The organism is Bacillus sp. FSL M8-0256, assembly GCF_038005765.1.
GTDB classification, from domain to species: Bacteria; Bacillota; Bacilli; order Bacillales; family Bacillaceae; genus Bacillus; species Bacillus safensis.
The window spans coordinates 3,678,982-3,697,526 of sequence record NZ_JBBOTU010000001.1 but is presented as its reverse complement, the minus strand read 5'-3'; the positions used below and the strand labels follow the sequence as shown (position 1 = coordinate 3,697,526).

Sequence of the window (18,545 nt, the reverse complement as noted above, 5' to 3'; positions counted from 1 at the left end):
CCTTCTTTTTAGTCTGTTTCTTCAATCTGTAAACGAACGAGAACGCCAAATGGATCAACAAATTCGCTGCTTTTTCCTGTCGTGTTGACTTGGGTGCCTGCTTTTGTCAGGCGTTCGATGACGGATTGTCTGTCTGCTTCTTCTGGGAAAACCAGTGTATAGCTTCTAATTCCTGAGAAACGTGGATCAATGGCTCCTTTTCGTCCGCGTCCCCATGCATTAAAGGCAAGGTGGTGGTGGTACACACCAGCCGCGATAAATAGGCTTGCTGGTGGAGCCATTCGGATATGAAAACCGAGTGTATGGACATAAAAAGGATCTGCTTCTTCTGGGTTGAGATGGAAATGCAAGTGTCCCATCACTGTGCCCGCAGGGAGTCCTTCCCATGTGGTATCAGCGGCTTCCTGCAGGAGTCCATCTCCATCAAGCGGTGAATTTCCGCCACCTTTCAGTTCTCCATGCTCACCTACCCAAATGTCCTGAGGACGGTCCGCATAAATTTCTACGCCAATGCCGTCAGGATCACTTAAATAAATGGCTTCACTGAAAAAGTGATCGCTTGCTCCAATTAAAGGATAGCCTTTTTTGATCACATGTGCCAGCCATGTGCCCAGGTTTTTTCTGGTAGGTAATAAAACAGCAAAATGATAAAGTCCTGGCTCATGATCAGGCTTCTCTTTGAGCTGTGCATCTTCTTTTAACAAAAGAATCGGTTCCTTTGCATTGCTGCCAAGTGTCACCGTGGAATCTGTTTTTTCTAATATAGAAAATCCTAAAATGTCTGTATAAAAAGGTAAAGAACGATCAAAGCTGGACACATGTAATTCTGTCACACCCAACCTTAGCTGCTCAATTGTCTTCAAGCTCGGTCATCTCCTTCATGATATATGCATCGGCATGTTCAAATGTTTTTGAAAATCTATAAAAAATGAATACCTTGTTACTTTTAGTAACTAAACTATATAATAGTTAGTGACTTATTTCAAGTAATTAATTATGTTATAATGAAAAAAAGAGAAAAAAGCAGGAGGGAGTAAGATATGGCACAAGTAGATGGCTGCCCAATTACAGATGCCATGGAGATTCTAGGCAAGAAATGGGTCATTCTCATCATCAATCAGCTTCTGACAGGGCCTAAGCGTTTTTGTCAGCTTGAAAATGAAATGAACATCAGCGGAAGATTACTATCAGAAAGGCTGAAGGATTTAGAAGCTGAGGGACTTGTTGAGAAAAAAGTATATCCCGACATTCCAGTGCGGATTGAATACGAATTAACGGTGCAAGGGAAGAAAATTGAACCGATTATTCGTGAAATGTATGCTTGGTCTTTAGAGCGTAAAAACAGCAAAATGGAGGAACATGTTCCTTCTTAATCCATTTCGATCAGTGTGTCTGATCGAAATTTTTTTGTGTGATTTTCCAGAAAACTAAGACAATAGTATGAAAAATGATATTGACAATTATTTCACCCATTATATAATATCAAGGAGAAGAGGGTTCTTTTCCCTGTAATGGAATGGAGGTTATGCCATGGTATTATGAATGGGACAGATTGCCTAAAACTCTTATCAATCCATCATTTAGAAGCAGACATCTTTGACTTTAGGAAGCAAAGATTTATTTTTTCAACTCAATTGATAATGATTATCATAATCATCTATAAGTGTGTTCCAGCACTTATGAAGGTTATTTTTTTTATTGTCTATTGAGAATAATTATCAATATCATTTAGGAGGGCTCACGTGAAAGTCATTCGTTCAACATCACCCGTATTATTATTCCTTAGTTTTGTTTTATTATTTGCTCTAGCTCCTGTTAGCTCAGCCTCAGCAGCTGGCTTAGCAGATGGTCAATATTCAGCGCAATATGTGGTTTGGAAGGCTGATAGCGATTCGACTTCAACAGCGAATACGTATTTCGAAAAACCAGCCAAGCTTGTCGTCAAGGATGGAAAAATCAAAGCACAAGTCACGTTAACGAATAGCTCTTGGATCACAAGCTTTAAGACGCTCGATCAAGGTGTCTACAAAGATGCGAAGGTGATTAGTACAAATACAGCTGCGAATAAGAGGACAGTAGAATTCAATGTGAACAGCCTGACTGAGGTCGTACCAGCAAAAGTGAGTGTGACTGTACCGGCTATCGGATATACAGGCAATTACGACATTCGTCTCAAGTTTGATGCGGCATCTGTTCAATAGAAAGGGAGGAAATTCGCTTGATGAAAATAAGAATGAGGCTGTCAGTCTTCATGGCGGTTTTTTTACTGGCACTTATGCTGCCTTTTTCAAACGCACAGGCTGCCGCATTAAAGGATGGTACATACTCCGTCAATTATACAGTGCTGAAAGCTGAAGGAAATGCGGTCTCAATGGCAAATGATTACTGGCTGAAACCAGCAAAAGTGATAGTGAAAAATGGGAACCTGACAGTGCAAATGACGATTAAAAATAGCAGCTGGGTAACGGAATTTAAAGTACCAGGAAATGGCGGCTATGTCGATACAACCGTTCTCTCAACAAATAAAAAAGCCAATACAAGGCTCGTTCAGTTCCAGGCTCAAAGCTTGTCTAAACCAATCACGTCAAAAATTCATGTCACTGTGAAATCTGCTGATTATGATCATGATTACACCATTCAGCTGAAATTTGATGAAAGCAGCATCAAGTCACTTTCGTCTAACAGTGCAAATCAATCAGCGGGTGCAGCAGAAAGTCAGCATCCATCAAAAGAATCAACGAACAAAGCTGATTCATCCACAACGAAACAAGAAGAAAATCCTCAAACTGGTGATACAAGCCAAACAGGGTGGCTCCTTGTGCTTGTCTTATGTTCAGGCGGGTTTTTAGCAAGAAAGTGGATCATCAAGCATTAACGGAAGGAAGTGTCACCATTTGAAACGTCTTTTTCATCTAAAGGCAGCCATTCTGCTCGTTTTATTCAGTTTGTTGACTGCGTTTCAGATTCCTCAAGGAACAGCTCAAGCGGCATCATTCGTTGATGGTGAATACACAGTCGGATTCACCATTTTAAAAAATGGCAGCACAGAAGCGTCCATGATGGATACCTATACAGAAAAGCCAGCTAAGCTGATTGTGGAAAATGGCAAAAAAACAGCCTATGTCACACTGAAGCAAAGCAAAGAAATAACAGATTTCAAGGTCGAACAAAATGGTGCTCTCGTTACCACTGAAACGGTCAGTGAGGACGAAACAGCCAATACACGTGTGATCAAATTTAATGTCGACGACTTATCAGCGAAATTAAACGGCTGGGTGAAAATTTACTGGGATTTAGGCGGCTTTATTTATGACGAAGCATATGACGTACAGCTTGCATTTGATCAAAGCAGCCTAACACTCGTTACGCCTGCAAAACCAGACGATAATGAAACAAAGCCAGATGACCAAAACGGTACAAAACCAGACGATCAACCGACAACACCAGGCAATAACAATGGCACAAAACCAAAACCAAAACCAAAACCAGATGATTCTGCGCAAAATCAATTAAAAGATGGCGTATATCGTATTAATTACAGTGTGCTAAAAGGGGATACGGATGAGGCATCTCGAATGAGTGATTACTTCTCACACCCTGCATCCTTAACGGTCAAAAATGGAAAGCAAACCATTTCCTTTACGGTGAAGGACCATAAGTCTGTCGCTTCTTTAAAAACAGAGAAAAACGGTTCTTATCAAGAAGCCAAAACAGTCAGCAAGGATGAAGCAAAGAATACAAGAGTGGTTTCATTTGATGTAGATGATTTGAAAAACGAGGTCAAAGGAAAAGTACACATTGTAGTAGCAGCCGCTAACTATGACCAAACCTACGATATTCGTTTTCAATTTGATTCAAAGAGTATCGCTCCAGTGAAGGACGGGCAGGTGGTAGAGGAAGAAAAACCAACTGCACCAGCAACACCAAAACCAAACACACCAACAACAGAAACAAATAACGGCGGAGCAAATCAAGAGACGGCTCAGCTAAAAGATGGTGTATACAAGCTTCCTTTCTCAATGAAGAAAGCAGATAAGGATGAGCTTTCTCGCATGAACGATTACGTCGTGAGTCCTGCGACACTGGTTGTAAAAAATGGCCGCCATTTCGTTTCATATACAGTGAAGAACAGCTCAGCCATCACGTCATTCCAAGTAGGAACAGGCGGAAAGTTTGAAGAGACTCTTGTCGCGAAAACAGATGAAAAAGCAGATACACGCGTTATTCAATATGAAGCAAAAAGTTTAAGTGGAGCTCAGGCTGCACGCGTAAAAATTGATATTCCAGCTGCGAACTACCATGAGCAGTATGATGTCAAACTTGTCTATGACACAAAAGGAATCGCTCTCGGTGAGGGAAGCGGAATTTCAACAGTCATTGGAGACGATGAGAGTATCGGCTTTGTCAAAAATCCAAATGATCACGATTCTCAAACAAATCAACTTGAGAATGCAGCACCTGAGGAAACGGGTGCGGAGCAGATGACATTTACGCCATCAGATGATCAAACCAAATCTGAGTCTGGACAGCTGAATCCGAAAACGGGAGATACCTCTCTTCTTTGGGTGTATATTCTTTTATTCGGCGCTTCGTTATTCGTACTCGTTAGAAAATATCAAACACGGACAAGATAGTTCGTTTTATTTTAAGTGAGATGCGCCATTTATGTCGGCGCATCCACTCTCTTTTTTCGAAAGGAGGCTTCCGTTTTTGAAGCATCGAATGTTATGTACCTTGATCGCTGCTCTCAGTGTGTGCGTGATCTTATCGGGCTGCTCACAGTCAGCAGAAAGCTCAGCAAAAGGCAAAAAAAGCGCTGAATCAAGTGAGCGCATTGTAGCAACGACTGTAGCTGCTGCGGAGATCATGGATGCTTTAGAGGTGGATCTTGTCGGGGTGCCAACAAGTCAAAAATCCTTGCCAGCTCGTTACAAAGGACTGCCGGAAGTCGGCAACCCAATGAGCCCGGACATGGAAATCATCCAATCACTTCAACCGACAGATGTCCTGTCTGTCACAACCCTTCAATATGATTTAGAGACACCCTTTCAGCAAGCAGGTGTCCCTGCTACATACTTAAATCTTGAGAGCATGTCCAACATGGAGAAGGCCATCACGAAGCTTGGAGATCAGTATGACAGAAAGAAGCAGGCTGAACGCATTGTGTCTGAGTTTGAGCAAAAAAAGAAAGACATTCAAGAGAGGACGAAAGGAAAACGCAAGCCGTCCGTTCTGATTTTGCTTGGTGTGCCAGGCAGTTATTTGGTGGCGACAGAGAATTCATATATTGGTGATCTTGTGCGTATCGCAGGAGGAAAGAACATTGTGGAAGGCGAGAAAATGGAGTATTTGGCATCCAATACGGAATATTTACAAAAAGCCAATCCAGATATCATTCTCCGGGCCGCACATGGGATGCCAGACGAAGTCGTCCAAATGTTTGATGAAGAATTCAAAACAAATGACATCTGGAAACATTTCAATGCGGTCAAACAAGACCGGGTGTATGACCTCGAAGAAAGCTTATTCGGGACAACAGGCAATTTAAAGGCAGCAGAAGCATTAGATGAATTGACTCGTATGTTGTATCCGTCATAAGCGGCGAATCTTAATGATAAAAGGACGTTCAAGATGAAAAAAACAGGGATTTTATTTCTGATAGTCAGTCTCTTACTGGTCTGCGTGTTTATTTATTCAGCCATTACTGGGAGCATTCATGTCACCCCAATTGAATTATTAGAAGGGCTCATCACCGGTCAACATGCACAGGTAGAAATCATTAAAGATTTGAGAATTCCCCGCATGCTTATCGCGATGTTTACAGGGGCCGCCTTATCTGTCTCTGGTGTACTGCTGCAGTCGGTCATGAGGAATCCGTTAGCTGATGCCGGCGTCATTGGCATTTCATCAGGAGCCAGCTTCTTTTCATTAATGGCGATTACAGCGCTTCCTCAATTTTATTTCTACTCTCCTTTATTTTCGGTATTAGGCGGAGCTATTGCGTGCTTCCTCGTGTATGTTCTGTCTTGGAAGGGTGGTTTAAGCCCAATCCGCATGATCTTGGTTGGGATCGCCATCAATGCCATGTTTACTGGAATGGCTGAAGCATTTGTGACCATTTGCAGCTATTTCAATATCACGATTAATCAGTCGGGACAGTCGAATCTCACGATGAAAACGTGGGGAGATGTCCGTTTAATCGGTGTCTATGGTGTTGCCGGCCTTGTCGTTGCACTCTTCTTCAGCAGGTGGTGCAACCTCCTGGCTCTTCAGGACAAGACAGCGAAAAATTTAGGATTGCGTGTGACCAGAATGCGCCTTTTGATTTCCATCACAGCCGTTTTACTTGCGGCGGTGACAGCTGCAGTAGCGGGCGTGATCGCCTTTGTCGGCTTGCTCATTCCGCACATTTCAAGAAGGCTTGTCGGCTCGGATCACCGGGTACTGATTCCATTTTCTGCGTTAAGCGGGGCTTTGCTTATTTTGACGGCTGATACGCTTGGCAGGACGCTTGTGGCGCCAAATGAGATTCCTGCTTCTACGATCATGGCCGTGATTGGCGGGCCGTTTCTGATCTTTTTATTAAGAAGGGGGGACCGTCTCCATGGACATTCGTGAGGTGTCATTCTCATATGACCAGCAGAAGGACATCGTTCAATCAGTCACAACAAAGATTGAAAAGGGGAAAATCACAACCATTATCGGTCCAAATGGCTCGGGAAAATCCACACTGCTTTCCTTAATGTCGAATAATCATTGTCCAAATAAAGGGCAAATTCACTTAGACGGGCAAACGCTGAATACGTTCAAGCCAAAGGAGCTGGCAAAAAAGCTCGCTGTCGTCCATCAGCAAAATGAAGCGCCGCTTGATTTAACGATCGAACGGGTCGTGGCATTCGGCAGAACGCCGTACCAGACGATGCGCGGAGGAGACAAGGAAGAGGATGAGAGAGCGATAGAGTGGGCGCTGTCCAGTACAAAGCTAACGGACAAACGAAAGGTGCCGCTCGCCTCTCTGTCAGGTGGAGAGCGGCAGCGTGTATGGATTGCGATGGCACTTGCGCAAAAAACACCGATCCTTTTCTTAGATGAACCGACAACTTATTTGGATATTTACTATCAATTTGACATTCTTGAGCTGATCCGTGAACTGAATGCCGTGCATGGATTAACGATTGTCATGGTGCTGCACGACATGAATCAGGCTGTCCGCTACAGCGATATCATCATAGCGATGAAGGATGGACAGGTTATCAGTGAAGGACAGCCAAACGATGTGTTAACAGAGGAAAACGTGCGGCACATTTATGATGTGTCCGTCACGATTAGACAGGATGCAGAAACAGGGATGTACATCGTGCCTGTTGGTATATAAGCTGGGCAAAAAGCAGGTGAGACAGTGTGAAACGAGGAAAACGGCTTTGGCAGCGGATGCTGACGATCGTTTGTTTAGGTGTATTTATTTACAGCGGGACAGCCATCGGCTTCGAACTTTTCGGTTATTATCAAAATCGCCAGGTGCTTGCAAAGGCTCAGACGATGTATGGATATGAAGAAGATATGACTGAAAAACGGGAGCAGGGAAAGATCCGTTCGTCATTTGATGAGCTGCGGAAGGTGAATGAGGACATTGTCGGCTGGATCAATATGAAAGACACGATGATTCAGTATCCGATTGTTCAATCTCACGATAATGCGTTCTACTTAACTCGCAATTATTTAAAAAACGACACCCGGGCAGGCAGTATCTTTATGGATTATCGTAATGATGTCCTGCATGAAAGCCCAAATACAGTGGTGTACGGCCATCGGATGAGGGATGGATCCATGTTCGCTGGACTCACAAACTATCTAAAAAAAGATTTCTTCCAAGAGCACCGGACATTTCAGTACGATACGCTGTATCAAAGCTATGAAGCGGAGATTTTTGCTGTGTATGAAACGACGGTTGACTTTGACTATATTCAAACCGATTTTCAAGATCTTGGCGAATATGCGCACTACTTGCAAGCTGTGCGGAAGAAATCAATCTATCAAACGAAGACAGACGTGTCCACAGATGACCTCATCCTCACCTTATCGACCTGTGATCATGTGCTTGCACCTAAAAGCGGGCGTCTCGTGGTACAGGCAAAGCTAAAGAAAGTTTACTAGAAAAGGAGAGACAGACGGTTGAAATTTTCACATGTGATCTTAGCGGGACTCGTCTTGATGCTTCTCCTCGGCGGATGCAGTCAGGCAGCACCGGTAGAGAAAGGAAGCGGGCAAGGAGCGCTGAAAATAAAGGATTTTACCGGAAGAACGCTGTCGTTTGATGAATCCCCTCAGCGTATCGTCGCCTTGTCGACCGGGGACATGAGTATTCTGTATGCTTTAGGCGGTAAGGCGGTCGGCCGGCCAACTGCTGAGTTACCAGACAGCTTACAAAAGGCAAAGTCCGTACAAACGATTGGCACAACACATCAATTTGATGTAGAGCTGATCACAAGCTTAAAGCCTGATGTGGTGCTTGGAAATGAACAATTAAACAGCAAGGACATCTCTACAATAGAAGGAATTGATTCACAGCTTCTTTTGACAAGTGCCAATTCAGTGAAGGACATCCAGCGCCAAATCTCGTTATTTGGGGAGTTGCTCGGAAAGCAGCAAAAGGCTAAAGCACTCAATGAGCAAATTGATGAGCGAAAAAAGCAGGTCAAGCAGCCTAAGAAAAAAGTGAAAACACTCGTTGTGTACGGTGCACCCGGCACATATATGGCGGCACTTCCTCAATCCTTGAGCGGAGATTTGCTGCACATCGCTGGGGGTGCAAACATTGCTGAGAATGAACCGGCACTCGAAAAATTTCCTCAATACGCTCAAATTAATGCAGAAAAGGTGATCGAAGCCGATCCTGATCTCATTCTGCTCATGACACACAGCAATCCTGACGATGTGAAAGCGGGCTTTATGAGTGAAATGAAACAGAATGCAGCATGGCACGACGTATCAGCTGTCAAAAATGGACGCGTGGAGATTCTGCCTAGTGATTTATTCGGGACGAACCCAGGCGCAGACGTTATAAAGGCGATTGATGAACTAGAGAAGAGATTGAAGCGATTGTCATCATGAAGGTGAATGCAGAGTTAGATTTTCAAAAAAGACAGTCGAGACGAAGATGGTTGATACCGGGACTGCTTATCTCACTAGGTGTGGGCATATGCCTAGGGCTTGCATTAGGTTCTGTTCAATTATCGCTGCCAGATTTGATCGCTGCTTTGACGGGATCAGGCCAGCCAGTCCATGAAAAAATCGTCATGGATTTACGCCTGCCGCGCGTTCTCATAGGTTTTATCGTCGGGGCCTGTCTCGCAGCATCAGGGGCCATTTTACAAGGAGTCGTCCGAAATCCACTCGCTGACCCCGGGATCATCGGTGTGACTGCCGGCGGCGGGTTAGCTGCTGTACTCAGCATGATTGTGTTTCCGCAATTCACTTATCTGCTTCCAGCGGCTGCCTTCCTAGGGGCTTTATTAGCGGCACTTGTTGTGTATATTTTGTCGTTCGATCAAGGGGTTTCACCACTGAAATTGATTCTGGCGGGAGTGGCAGTCAATGCCCTGCTTGGTGCGGTCATGAATGGATTTATGGTGCTTTATAGTGAGCGTGTGCAGGCCGTTCTGCCTTTTTTATCAGGAGGATTAAATGGACGGAGCTGGCATCACCTGAGCTTTGTGTCACCTTATGCGATTGCTGGATTGTGTCTTTGTTTTTTTGCGATCAAGCCGGCAAATCTTCTTTTGCTTGGTGATGATTCAGCACAGCTGCTCGGCCTTAGAGTCGAGCGAACCCGATTTTTCTTAATTGCACTGGCGGCGCTTTTGGCGGGTGCAGCTGTAAGCGTGAGCGGATTAATTGGATTTGTCGGTCTTGTCGTTCCTCATTTTATCCGCCTTTTAATTGGAGATGACTACCGGTACCTGCTGCCGATCTCAATGCTTGGCGGCGGCGTACTTGTGGTTTTTGCTGATACAGCAGCACGGGTATGGTTTACACCGGTTGAACTGCCTGTTGGTATTCTGCTTGCCTGTATTGGTGCACCTTTCTTCCTCTATTTATTAAAAAAGAAAGGGAGGGGTTAAGTTGGATGTGATTGCGATGGATGACGTGAGCCTCAGTCAAGGAGGCTTTCGATTGTCGTCTATTTCAGCAGCTGTGCCTAAAGGAAGTGTAACAGGAATTATTGGACCGAATGGGTCAGGGAAGTCGACGTTTATTAAAGCGGCCGCACGCCTTACGTCGATTGAAAGCGGCATGATTTATATTCACGATATCCCGCAAAAAGAAATGACAGCACAGGAGATTGCACAAGAAATCGCCGTTCTGATGCAGACGAGAACGGCCATCCCATCGATGACAGTACGTGAGCTGGTCGCACTTGGACGAAGTCCGCATCGTTCGATCTGGAAAAAGAGCTCGAAGACAGATCAGGAAGCGATAGAGTGGGCGCTTGATGTGACAAATAGCCGCGTGAATGAAAACAGAATGCTGCATACATTGTCAGGCGGAGAGAGGCAAAAAGCGTATATTGCCATGGCACTGGCTCAGAAGACAGAGACGATTATTCTGGATGAGCCTACCACTTACTTAGATATTGCGCATCAGCTTGATTTACTGGAGCTGCTCAAACAGCTGAATGAAACGCATGGGATCACCATTTTAATGGTTCTTCATGACCTGCAGCAGGCAGCAAAATATTGTGACCGCCTGATTGCAATGAAGCGTGGTCAGGTTTACCAAATAGGGACACCAAACGAAGTATTAACAGAAAACTTTTTCAAAGAGGTCTTTGGGATTCAGGCAGAGGTTCACCTAGATGGAGAGCATCCGCTCATTATCCCAATCGCTTCGATCCAACAACAAAAGGGAGATGAATCAAACATGATCATTGTAAACAACCAGGTTAGAGTAGAAAAAGGCAGTGCAGACCACCTCGTCAAGCGTTTTAACAAGCAGGGACAAGTAGAATTCATGGAAGGATTTTTAGGCATGGAAGTCTGGGTCACACAGCAGACAACCGATTACGATGAAGTGACCATTCATACCCGCTGGAATCGAAAAGAAGACTTTGTGAACTGGACAAAGTCTCAGGCATTTGGAGATGCACACGCTCATGGAAAAGCGAAACCTGAAGGTCTATTAAAAAACAAAATTACGTACTATGAAGTCCAAGTGACAAGACCTGCTTTACAGAAAAAAGCTTAAAATAGAAACAAAGCGCTGCGGCTCACATGCAGCGCTATTTTTTTTGCGGTTGTTTATTTTCCGTCACATATTCTTGACAAAGTATTCAAACAACTGACACAATACTATCCAAATTTTAGGTAAAATTTACTTTATTTTTGAAGCGTATGGGTGTAAAGTACAGGTATAAATAACTAACCGAATGAAAATCAAGAGTAAAATTTCACCGAGTGAACCATTTCAAATGGACTTTTATTTGTGAAACATTGAACAAATAGTGAATATTTTGTGAAATGGTGAGCATGAATCGTTCGGCATGTGAAAGTAAGGGAGGATGTAAGGCTGTGAGTGAGCTGTTTTTAGCAAGATTTCAATTTGCTTCAACGACATTATTTCATTTTATTTTTGTTCCTATGTCAATAGGTTTGGTGTTTATCGTCGCATTGATGCAGACCCTTTATGTCGTCAAGAAAAAAGACATCTATAAAAAGATGGCGAAGTTTTGGGGTCACCTGTTCTTACTTAACTTTGCAGTAGGTGTGGTAACAGGGATTCTACAGGAATTCCAGTTTGGGATGAACTGGTCAGATTATTCAAGGTTTGTCGGTGATGTCTTTGGTGCACCGCTTGCCATTGAAGCACTTTTGGCCTTTTTCCTTGAATCTACATTTATTGGACTTTGGATATTCGGCTGGGATCGTCTGCCGAAGAAGATTCATTTATTGTGCATTTGGCTTGTTTCCCTTGGTACGATCTTTTCGGCGTTTTGGATTTTACTCGCCAACTCATTTATGCAGGAGCCAGTTGGATTTGCCATTAAAAATGGCCGTGCAGAAATGAATGATTTTGGGGCTCTTGTGACGAACCCGCAGCTTTGGGTTGAGTTCCCGCACGTTCTGTTTGGTGCGCTGGCAACAGGTGCTTTCTTTATTGCAGGAGTTAGTGCCTATAAAATGATCAAAAAACAAGAAATCGCCTTTTTCAAAAAATCATTCCAGATTGCGATGGTCCTTGCTTTAATTTCTGGCTTAGGTGTGGCGTTCTCTGGGCATGATCAAGCGAAGCACTTAATGAAATCACAGCCAATGAAGATGGCAGCAAGTGAAGCCCTTTGGAAGGATAGTGGAGATCCAGCGGCTTGGACACTATTTGCCAACATTGACACAGATAAAAAAGAAAACTCTGCGGAGATCAATATTCCGTTTGCCTTAAGTTATTTGGCATATTCGAAGTTCAGTGGAGATGTTCCAGGCATGCTGACACTTCAAAAAGAATATGAAGCCAAGTTTGGCCCTGGAGACTACATTCCACCAGTGAAAACAACATTCTGGAGCTTTAGAATCATGGTCGGTGCCGGCATGCTGATGATTTTTGCTAGTATGATTGGTTTGTACTTGAGCTTTAGAAAGAAACTCGAAACAAACAAATGGTTTTTACGCTTCATGGTAGGGATGATTGCGTTCCCGTTTATTGCGAATTCAGCCGGCTGGATCATGACTGAAATTGGGCGTCAGCCGTGGACCGTCTTTGGTATGATGACGACGGCTCAATCGATTTCACCGAACGTATCGTATGGCATGCTGTTATTCTCAGTCATTAGCTTTACGGCGATGTATCTGATTCTTGCCATTTTGCTTGCCTACTTATTCATTCGAGAAATTAAAAAAGGTGCACATTCTGAAGAGGATACAGATCAAAAGGATGAAACGGACCTGTCTACAGATCCATTTGATGGAGGCGCATATCATGGCATATCTTAACGAGATTTGGTTTATTCTTGTCGCAGTATTGTTTGTTGGATTTTTCTTCTTAGAAGGATTTGATTTTGGTGTCGGGATGTCCATGCAGCTGCTTGGAAAGGACGCGCACGAGCGCCGCATTTTAATCAATACGATTGGTCCTTTCTGGGATGCGAATGAGGTCTGGCTGATTACTGCCGGCGGAGCTATTTTCGCTGCATTTCCTCACTGGTATGCCACGATGTTCAGCGGATACTATATTCCGTTTGCGGTTCTTCTCTTAGCGCTCATTGGGCGCGGAGTCGCCTTTGAATTCCGAGGGAAGGTTGAGAAAGCCTCTTGGATTAAGGCGTGGGACTGGGTGATCTTCTTTGGCAGTCTGCTTCCGCCGTTTTTGCTCGGTGTGTTATTCACGAGTATTTTACGCGGGATGCCAATTGATCAAGACATGAACATGTACGCTGGATTTACGGACTTTGTGAATCTTTACTCAGTGATCGGCGGGTTAGCTGTGACGGTTCTTTGCCTGCTGCATGGCTTGATTTTTGTCACACTTCGTACAGAGGGTGACTTAAGAGATCGTGCAAGAAAATTGGGCCAGCGTGTCCTGCTCATTGCCCTCCCTGTTCTTGTTATATTTGTCGGTGTGTCCATCATTGAAACAGACATTTATACCGTACGCCCGATCATCACCATTCCGTTAACTGTGCTGATTGTGGTTTGTTATATAGCTGCCCTTGTTTTGATGAGAAAAGAACGTGATGGCTGGACATTCTTATTCACAGGGACAGGCATCATGGTGACGGTGGCCATGCTTTTCACAGCATTGTTCCCGCGCGTCATGATTAGTTCAATCAGCCATTCGTTTGATCTCACAATTCAAAACGCTGCATCTGGATCTTATTCACTGACGGTCATGACGATTGTTGCCGTTTCTTTGCTGCCCTTTGTGCTTGGGTATCAAATTTGGAGCTATTACGTCTTCCGTAAACGTGTAAGCGGTAAGGAGCCAATGACCTACTAATGGATAAACGTTTGCTTCAATTAAAAGGAATGAGAGGGCTTCTTGCCCTCTTAGGTATTGTGTCACTCATCCAAGGAGCAAGTATTATTTTCCAAGCACAGTGGCTGGCACATGCCATTACAACGCTGTTTGACGGGAAAAGCCTCTCGCAGGCAGCGCCTTACGTCATGCTGTTTCTTGCTGCCTTTCTTGTGCGGCACGGTCTCACCTTGATTCGGGAGAAGGTCATGTTTACCTACTCTTCCCGAATTGGAGCAGACGTCAGAAAGCAGCTGCTAGACCAACTCTTTCGATTAGGGCCTGCCTTTGCAAAGAAAAAAGGGACAGGAAAGCTTGTCACATTAGCAATGGAAGGAATTGCTCAATACCGTCAGTATTTACAGCTGTTTTTGCCGAAAATGGTGAACATGGCAGTGATTCCGGCGATGGTCCTTATCTATGTGTGGACATTAGATGAAACATCAGCCGTCATTTTAATTGTGACGCTGCCAATTTTAATTATTTTTATGATTTTGCTAGGCCTTGTTGCTCAGCGTAAAGCGGCCAAACAATGGAGATCGTATGAGAAATTATCCAATCATTTTACTGACTCTCTCCGGGGCCTTGAGACGCTTCGTTACTTAGGTATCAGCAAAAAACACTCCCGTAATATTGCGGAGGTGTCAAAGCGATATCGAAAAGCGACCATGAGTACGCTGAAGGTCGCCTTTCTGTCATCGTTTGCCCTCGATTTCTTTTCCATGCTATCGATTGCAACCGTCGCTGTTTTTCTTGGATTACGTTTAATTGAAGGAGAGCTTCTGTTATTGCCGGCTTTGACGGCGCTTATGCTGGCGCCGGAGTATTTCCTGCCGGTACGTGAAGTGGGAAATGATTATCATGCGACGTTAAATGGAAAAGAAGCGAATGAAGCGATGCAGGTCATTTTAGAAGAAAAGGGCTTCCGTACGCAGGAGACACAATCTGTGCATCTGAATAAGTGGGATGAACAATCCGTGCTCACGCTGCAAGATGTTTGTGTCCAGCATGATGAACATGCCCCTTATTCCATTCAGGATGTGGATCTCACTGTCAAAGGGAAGAAAAAAATCGGCATCATTGGTGCCAGTGGTTCAGGGAAATCGACATTAACCGATGTCCTCGGCGGTTTTGTTGAACCGTCTGCAGGTCAAATTACGCTAAACGGCCAGCCGCTTGTTCATTTACAGATGAACGAATGGCAAAAGGAAGTTGTCTATATGCCGCAGCATCCCTATTTATTTCACATGACATTAAGAGAAAACATTCGTTTTTATGAACCGAATGCAACAGACGAAGAAGTGGAAAGAGCTGTGCATGAGGCTGGCTTATCTCAGCTGGTTACGCAGCTGCCAAATGGCCTGGATGAGGTCATTGGAGAACAGGGAAGAGAGCTAAGCGGCGGACAGGCGCAAAGAATTGCGCTTGCTCGAACTGTGTTGGGCCAGCGATCCATTATGCTGTTAGATGAACCAACGGCGCATCTCGATATTGAAACAGAGTATGAACTGAAGAAAACAATGCTTCCACTGTTTGAACATAAACTTGTGTTCTTAGCGACACACAGGCTCCATTGGATGCCGGACATGGATGAAATCATTGTCATGGATCAAGGAACCGTCGCAGAAATGGGGACACATGAATCATTAATGCAAAGAAAAGGCGTGTATTATCAATTGGTACAGGAGCAAATGGGGGCGATCACACATGGTCAGTAAAGGCTGGTTTATACCTTATATCAAGGAGAATCAAAAGCTGTTTGCCCTGGTTTTATTTTTAGGAGCCATTGCGGTATTCTCTGCTTCTATGCTGATGTACACGTCGGGATTTCTCATTTCAAAAGCTGCGACAAGACCTGAGAATATACTCATGGTCTACGTCCCAATTGTGGCTGTACGTACCTTTGGTATTTCGCGCTCTGCTGCCCGCTACGCAGAAAGGCTGGCAAGTCATCAGCTCATTTTGACAATGATTGAAAAAATGCGTGTACGCCTCTATGACATGGCTGAACGAAGTGCCAAACGGACAAAGCTGGGGACAGGTGAAATGCTTGGTCTCTTGTCAGATGATGTGGAGAGACTGCAGGATGCCTATTTAAAAACCATCTTTCCATCCATCGGTGCACTGCTTTTATATGCCGCATCCATTGGAGCACTTGGCCTTTTCTCATGGCCTTTTGCTGGACTGATGCTGCTTTATATGGCACTTCTCGTATTCGTTTTCCCATACGTCACAGTGCTTGTGAACCGGGCAAGACAAATTCAAATGAAAAAAGGCAGAAATGAACTGTACAGCCATTTAACAGATGCAGTCATGGGCGTTAGTGACTGGCTGTTCAGCGGCAGGCAGAAAGATTTTGTGGATGGATATGAACAGAAAGAAGCACAGCTGTTAGCGCTTGAAGCAGCCAAACACCGATTTATCCGTGTGCGTCAATTTTTGGCACAGCTCTTGATTGGAGGAGCTGTCGTGCTTGTTGTGTATTGGAGCGGCTCGGTCGTTCAGTCAGGATCCATGTCACACACACTGATTGCAGCCTTTGTACTTGTGCTGTTTCCATTAACAGAAGCCTTTCTTCCGCTCTCAGATGCGGCAGGTGATATTCCCGTCTACCAGCATGCTGTCAGCAGATTACATCATTATGAAAAGCAGTCATATGAAGGAGAAGCTGAGAGCAAGGCAGTGGATCAGTCAGCCATTTCTCACGATGAAGCTGTCTGTTTTGATCAAGTGTCCTTTCGGTATGACACGCATCGATATGTCCTTCAAGACCTGTCCTTTTCTCTGAAGCAAGGGGAATCACTCGCGCTTTTAGGAAAAAGCGGTGCAGGCAAATCGACCATTTTAAAATTGTTAGAAGGGGCAGTCGTTCCAAATCAAGGAGCGGTCAGCATTCAAGGGAAATCGGTTCAAAGCATTCAAGAGAAGGTGTCTGCCTATGTGTCTGTGCTCAATCAACAGCCTTATTTATTTGATACGTCTGTTTTAAACAATATTCGTTTAGGATCTCCAGAGGCGACAGAAGAACAGGTAAAAGAAGCAGCAAGACAAGTGCAGCTGCATGATTACATTGAGTCTTTGCCAGAAGGTTATCACACAGGTGTTCAGGAGACAGGGGTTCGATTTTCAGGTGGAGAAAGACAGCGTATAGCGTTAGCTCGGATATTGCTTCAGGACACGCCGGTAGTTGTATTAGATGAACCGACCGTCGGGCTTGATCCGCGGACAGAGCGTGAATTGCTTGAAACCATCTTCCGTGTGTTAAAAGGGAAAACAGTTATTTGGATTACCCATCACCTGACTGGCTGTGAGGCATGTGACCGCATCATGTTTATTGAAAACGGGCGCATTGAGATGCAGGGTCAGCATCAGGATTTACTAAAAGAAAACACGCGTTATCAAAAGTTGTATGAAATGGATCGTCCATTTTCTACTATTTAAATGAATGAAATGACAAGAACGTTCGGACAGGAAATCTCTGCCCGAACGTTTTGTGGTTTAAGGGTTTACTTTCCCAACACCTGCATTTGATATCACTTCTGATTTCACATTGTTCACGTTAAGCAAAGAGTAGTTATAAGGAGGGTTATACGTACCTGTTGAAGACGTAGGCAGACTGCCTGTGCTGTTAATATACGAGTTGTTGATGACATGCCATGTACCAACTTGACGGCTGTCCCAGCTTCCGATCGCATTTTTGGTGTTTTCAAATACGTTGTGTTCAATTCTCATCTTCGCGCCCATACGCGAGTTAATCGCTGTTGTGAGGATGTCTTTGTAATAGTTGTTATAGACATGTCCTTCCCCGAAGCGCATAGACGGTACACGAGAGTTCAGGTTTTCAAAGCGGTTGTTATGGAACGTAATTTTTCGATTGTAGTTATCGTTATCGGAGCTGCCCATGAGCATTGTTTTCCAGCTGTCATGTACATAGTTCCACGAGAAGGTAATGTAGTCAGAGTCATTTTTTACATCAAATAAACCATCGTAGTCATCCTTCCCGGAATTCAATGTGTTGTACAGTTCATTATGATCGACCCATATGTTTTTAGCACCGCCTTCAATCCCGATGGCATCTTTGTCACCGATTTTGCTGTGGTGGATTTTCAAGTTACGGATGATGATATTATTGGCACGCCATACTTTAATGCCAATCCCATTCAATTCGCCGTTCGTCCCTTTCCCGACGATCGAGACATTATTTGTATCTTTCACATCGATTTTATTGGCTGATGTATTAGAGGGGGTAATCGTCCCGTCTACAACAATTTTTAATTTTTCGTTTGTTCCTTTATTTTTGAGGGCAGCCAATAGTTCATTTCCAGTTTTGACTGTGACGGTTTTACCGCCTTCACCGCCTGTTGTGCCGCCATTTAATGTGGAGAAGCCTTGTTGATTAAAGTTGGCCATAATAGAAGGGCTTTCTGGATATTTGGCTGCTGCCTTTGCCTCCCCGTTTGGTGCAAATAACGAAGTGACGAGACCAACAGCTAATACACCGGCTAACATTGGAATTTTTCTCTTCAAAGTCAACATCTCCA

17 protein-coding genes are annotated in these 18,545 nt (G+C 44.2%); 15 read left to right on the top strand and 2 right to left on the bottom strand.

Annotated elements, in window-relative coordinates:
• Positions 1–8: 8 nt before the first annotated feature.
• Positions 9–863: a VOC family protein gene (locus tag NSQ76_RS19125; protein WP_044334348.1), complete on the bottom strand. Its 855-nt coding sequence runs from the start codon at positions 861–863 to the stop codon at positions 9–11.
• A gap of 177 nt (positions 864–1,040) precedes the next feature.
• Between NSQ76_RS19125 and NSQ76_RS19120 the strand changes: the two genes are divergently transcribed.
• The 15 genes from NSQ76_RS19120 to cydC all read left to right on the top strand — a co-directional run bounded on the left by NSQ76_RS19120 (position 1,041) and on the right by cydC (position 17,445).
• Positions 1,041–1,373 carry a winged helix-turn-helix transcriptional regulator gene (locus NSQ76_RS19120; protein ID WP_025093788.1) on the top strand — a complete coding sequence of 111 codons (333 nt, stop codon included), beginning with the start codon at positions 1,041–1,043 and terminating at the stop codon, positions 1,371–1,373.
• Positions 1,374–1,742: 369 nt separating this feature from the next.
• Positions 1,743–2,201 carry an NEAT domain-containing protein gene (locus NSQ76_RS19115; RefSeq protein ID WP_044334343.1) on the top strand — a complete coding sequence of 153 codons (459 nt, stop codon included), beginning with the start codon at positions 1,743–1,745 and terminating at the stop codon, positions 2,199–2,201.
• Between the two features lie 20 nt (positions 2,202–2,221).
• Complete coding sequence (gene isdC / locus NSQ76_RS19110) at positions 2,222–2,875, top strand: heme uptake protein IsdC (protein ID WP_034624143.1); 654 nt, start codon at positions 2,222–2,224, stop codon at positions 2,873–2,875.
• A 19-nt stretch (positions 2,876–2,894) separates the two neighbouring features.
• Positions 2,895–4,634 carry an NEAT domain-containing protein gene (locus NSQ76_RS19105; RefSeq protein ID WP_341055517.1) on the top strand — a complete coding sequence of 580 codons (1,740 nt, stop codon included), beginning with the start codon at positions 2,895–2,897 and terminating at the stop codon, positions 4,632–4,634.
• A gap of 76 nt (positions 4,635–4,710) precedes the next feature.
• On the top strand, positions 4,711–5,598 hold the full coding sequence (isdE, locus tag NSQ76_RS19100; RefSeq protein ID WP_268420463.1) for a heme ABC transporter substrate-binding protein IsdE: 888 nt from the start codon (positions 4,711–4,713) through the stop codon (positions 5,596–5,598).
• Positions 5,599–5,631: 33 nt separating this feature from the next.
• Positions 5,632–6,618: a FecCD family ABC transporter permease gene (locus NSQ76_RS19095; protein WP_024427509.1), complete on the top strand. Its 987-nt coding sequence runs from the start codon at positions 5,632–5,634 to the stop codon at positions 6,616–6,618.
• On the top strand, positions 6,605–7,375 hold the full coding sequence (locus tag NSQ76_RS19090) for an ABC transporter ATP-binding protein (RefSeq protein ID WP_024427508.1): 771 nt from the start codon (positions 6,605–6,607) through the stop codon (positions 7,373–7,375). Before NSQ76_RS19095 ends, NSQ76_RS19090 begins: the two co-directional genes overlap by 14 nt.
• Before the next feature lie 26 nt (positions 7,376–7,401).
• A complete protein-coding gene (srtB, locus tag NSQ76_RS19085; RefSeq protein ID WP_034281345.1) occupies positions 7,402–8,154 on the top strand; it encodes a class B sortase in 753 nt (250 codons plus the stop codon).
• Between the two features lie 18 nt (positions 8,155–8,172).
• A complete protein-coding gene (locus NSQ76_RS19080; protein WP_034281344.1) occupies positions 8,173–9,111 on the top strand; it encodes an ABC transporter substrate-binding protein in 939 nt (312 codons plus the stop codon).
• Positions 9,108–10,121: a FecCD family ABC transporter permease gene (locus tag NSQ76_RS19075; protein ID WP_024423883.1), complete on the top strand. Its 1,014-nt coding sequence runs from the start codon at positions 9,108–9,110 to the stop codon at positions 10,119–10,121. The genes NSQ76_RS19080 and NSQ76_RS19075 overlap by 4 nt, the downstream gene beginning before the upstream one ends.
• A 7-nt stretch (positions 10,122–10,128) precedes the next feature.
• Positions 10,129–11,244: a heme oxygenase gene (gene isdG, locus NSQ76_RS19070; RefSeq protein ID WP_274382408.1), complete on the top strand. Its 1,116-nt coding sequence runs from the start codon at positions 10,129–10,131 to the stop codon at positions 11,242–11,244.
• 323 nt (positions 11,245–11,567) lie between these two features.
• Complete coding sequence (locus tag NSQ76_RS19065) at positions 11,568–12,983, top strand: cytochrome ubiquinol oxidase subunit I (RefSeq protein ID WP_024423881.1); 1,416 nt, start codon at positions 11,568–11,570, stop codon at positions 12,981–12,983.
• Positions 12,970–13,986, top strand: a complete 1,017-nt coding sequence (cydB, locus tag NSQ76_RS19060) for a cytochrome d ubiquinol oxidase subunit II (protein WP_024423880.1) — start codon at positions 12,970–12,972, stop codon at positions 13,984–13,986. The genes NSQ76_RS19065 and cydB overlap by 14 nt, the downstream gene beginning before the upstream one ends.
• Positions 13,986–15,722, top strand: a complete 1,737-nt coding sequence (gene cydD / locus NSQ76_RS19055) for a thiol reductant ABC exporter subunit CydD (RefSeq protein ID WP_341055500.1) — start codon at positions 13,986–13,988, stop codon at positions 15,720–15,722. The genes cydB and cydD overlap by 1 nt, the downstream gene beginning before the upstream one ends.
• Positions 15,712–17,445, top strand: a complete 1,734-nt coding sequence (cydC, locus tag NSQ76_RS19050) for a thiol reductant ABC exporter subunit CydC (protein ID WP_024427503.1) — start codon at positions 15,712–15,714, stop codon at positions 17,443–17,445. Before cydD ends, cydC begins: the two co-directional genes overlap by 11 nt.
• A gap of 57 nt (positions 17,446–17,502) precedes the next feature.
• Here cydC and NSQ76_RS19045 read toward each other — a convergent pair whose 3' ends face one another.
• Positions 17,503–18,540, bottom strand: coding sequence for a pectate lyase family protein (locus NSQ76_RS19045; RefSeq protein WP_042995243.1), 1,038 nt, complete (start codon positions 18,538–18,540; stop codon positions 17,503–17,505).
• Positions 18,541–18,545: the final 5 nt, after the last annotated feature.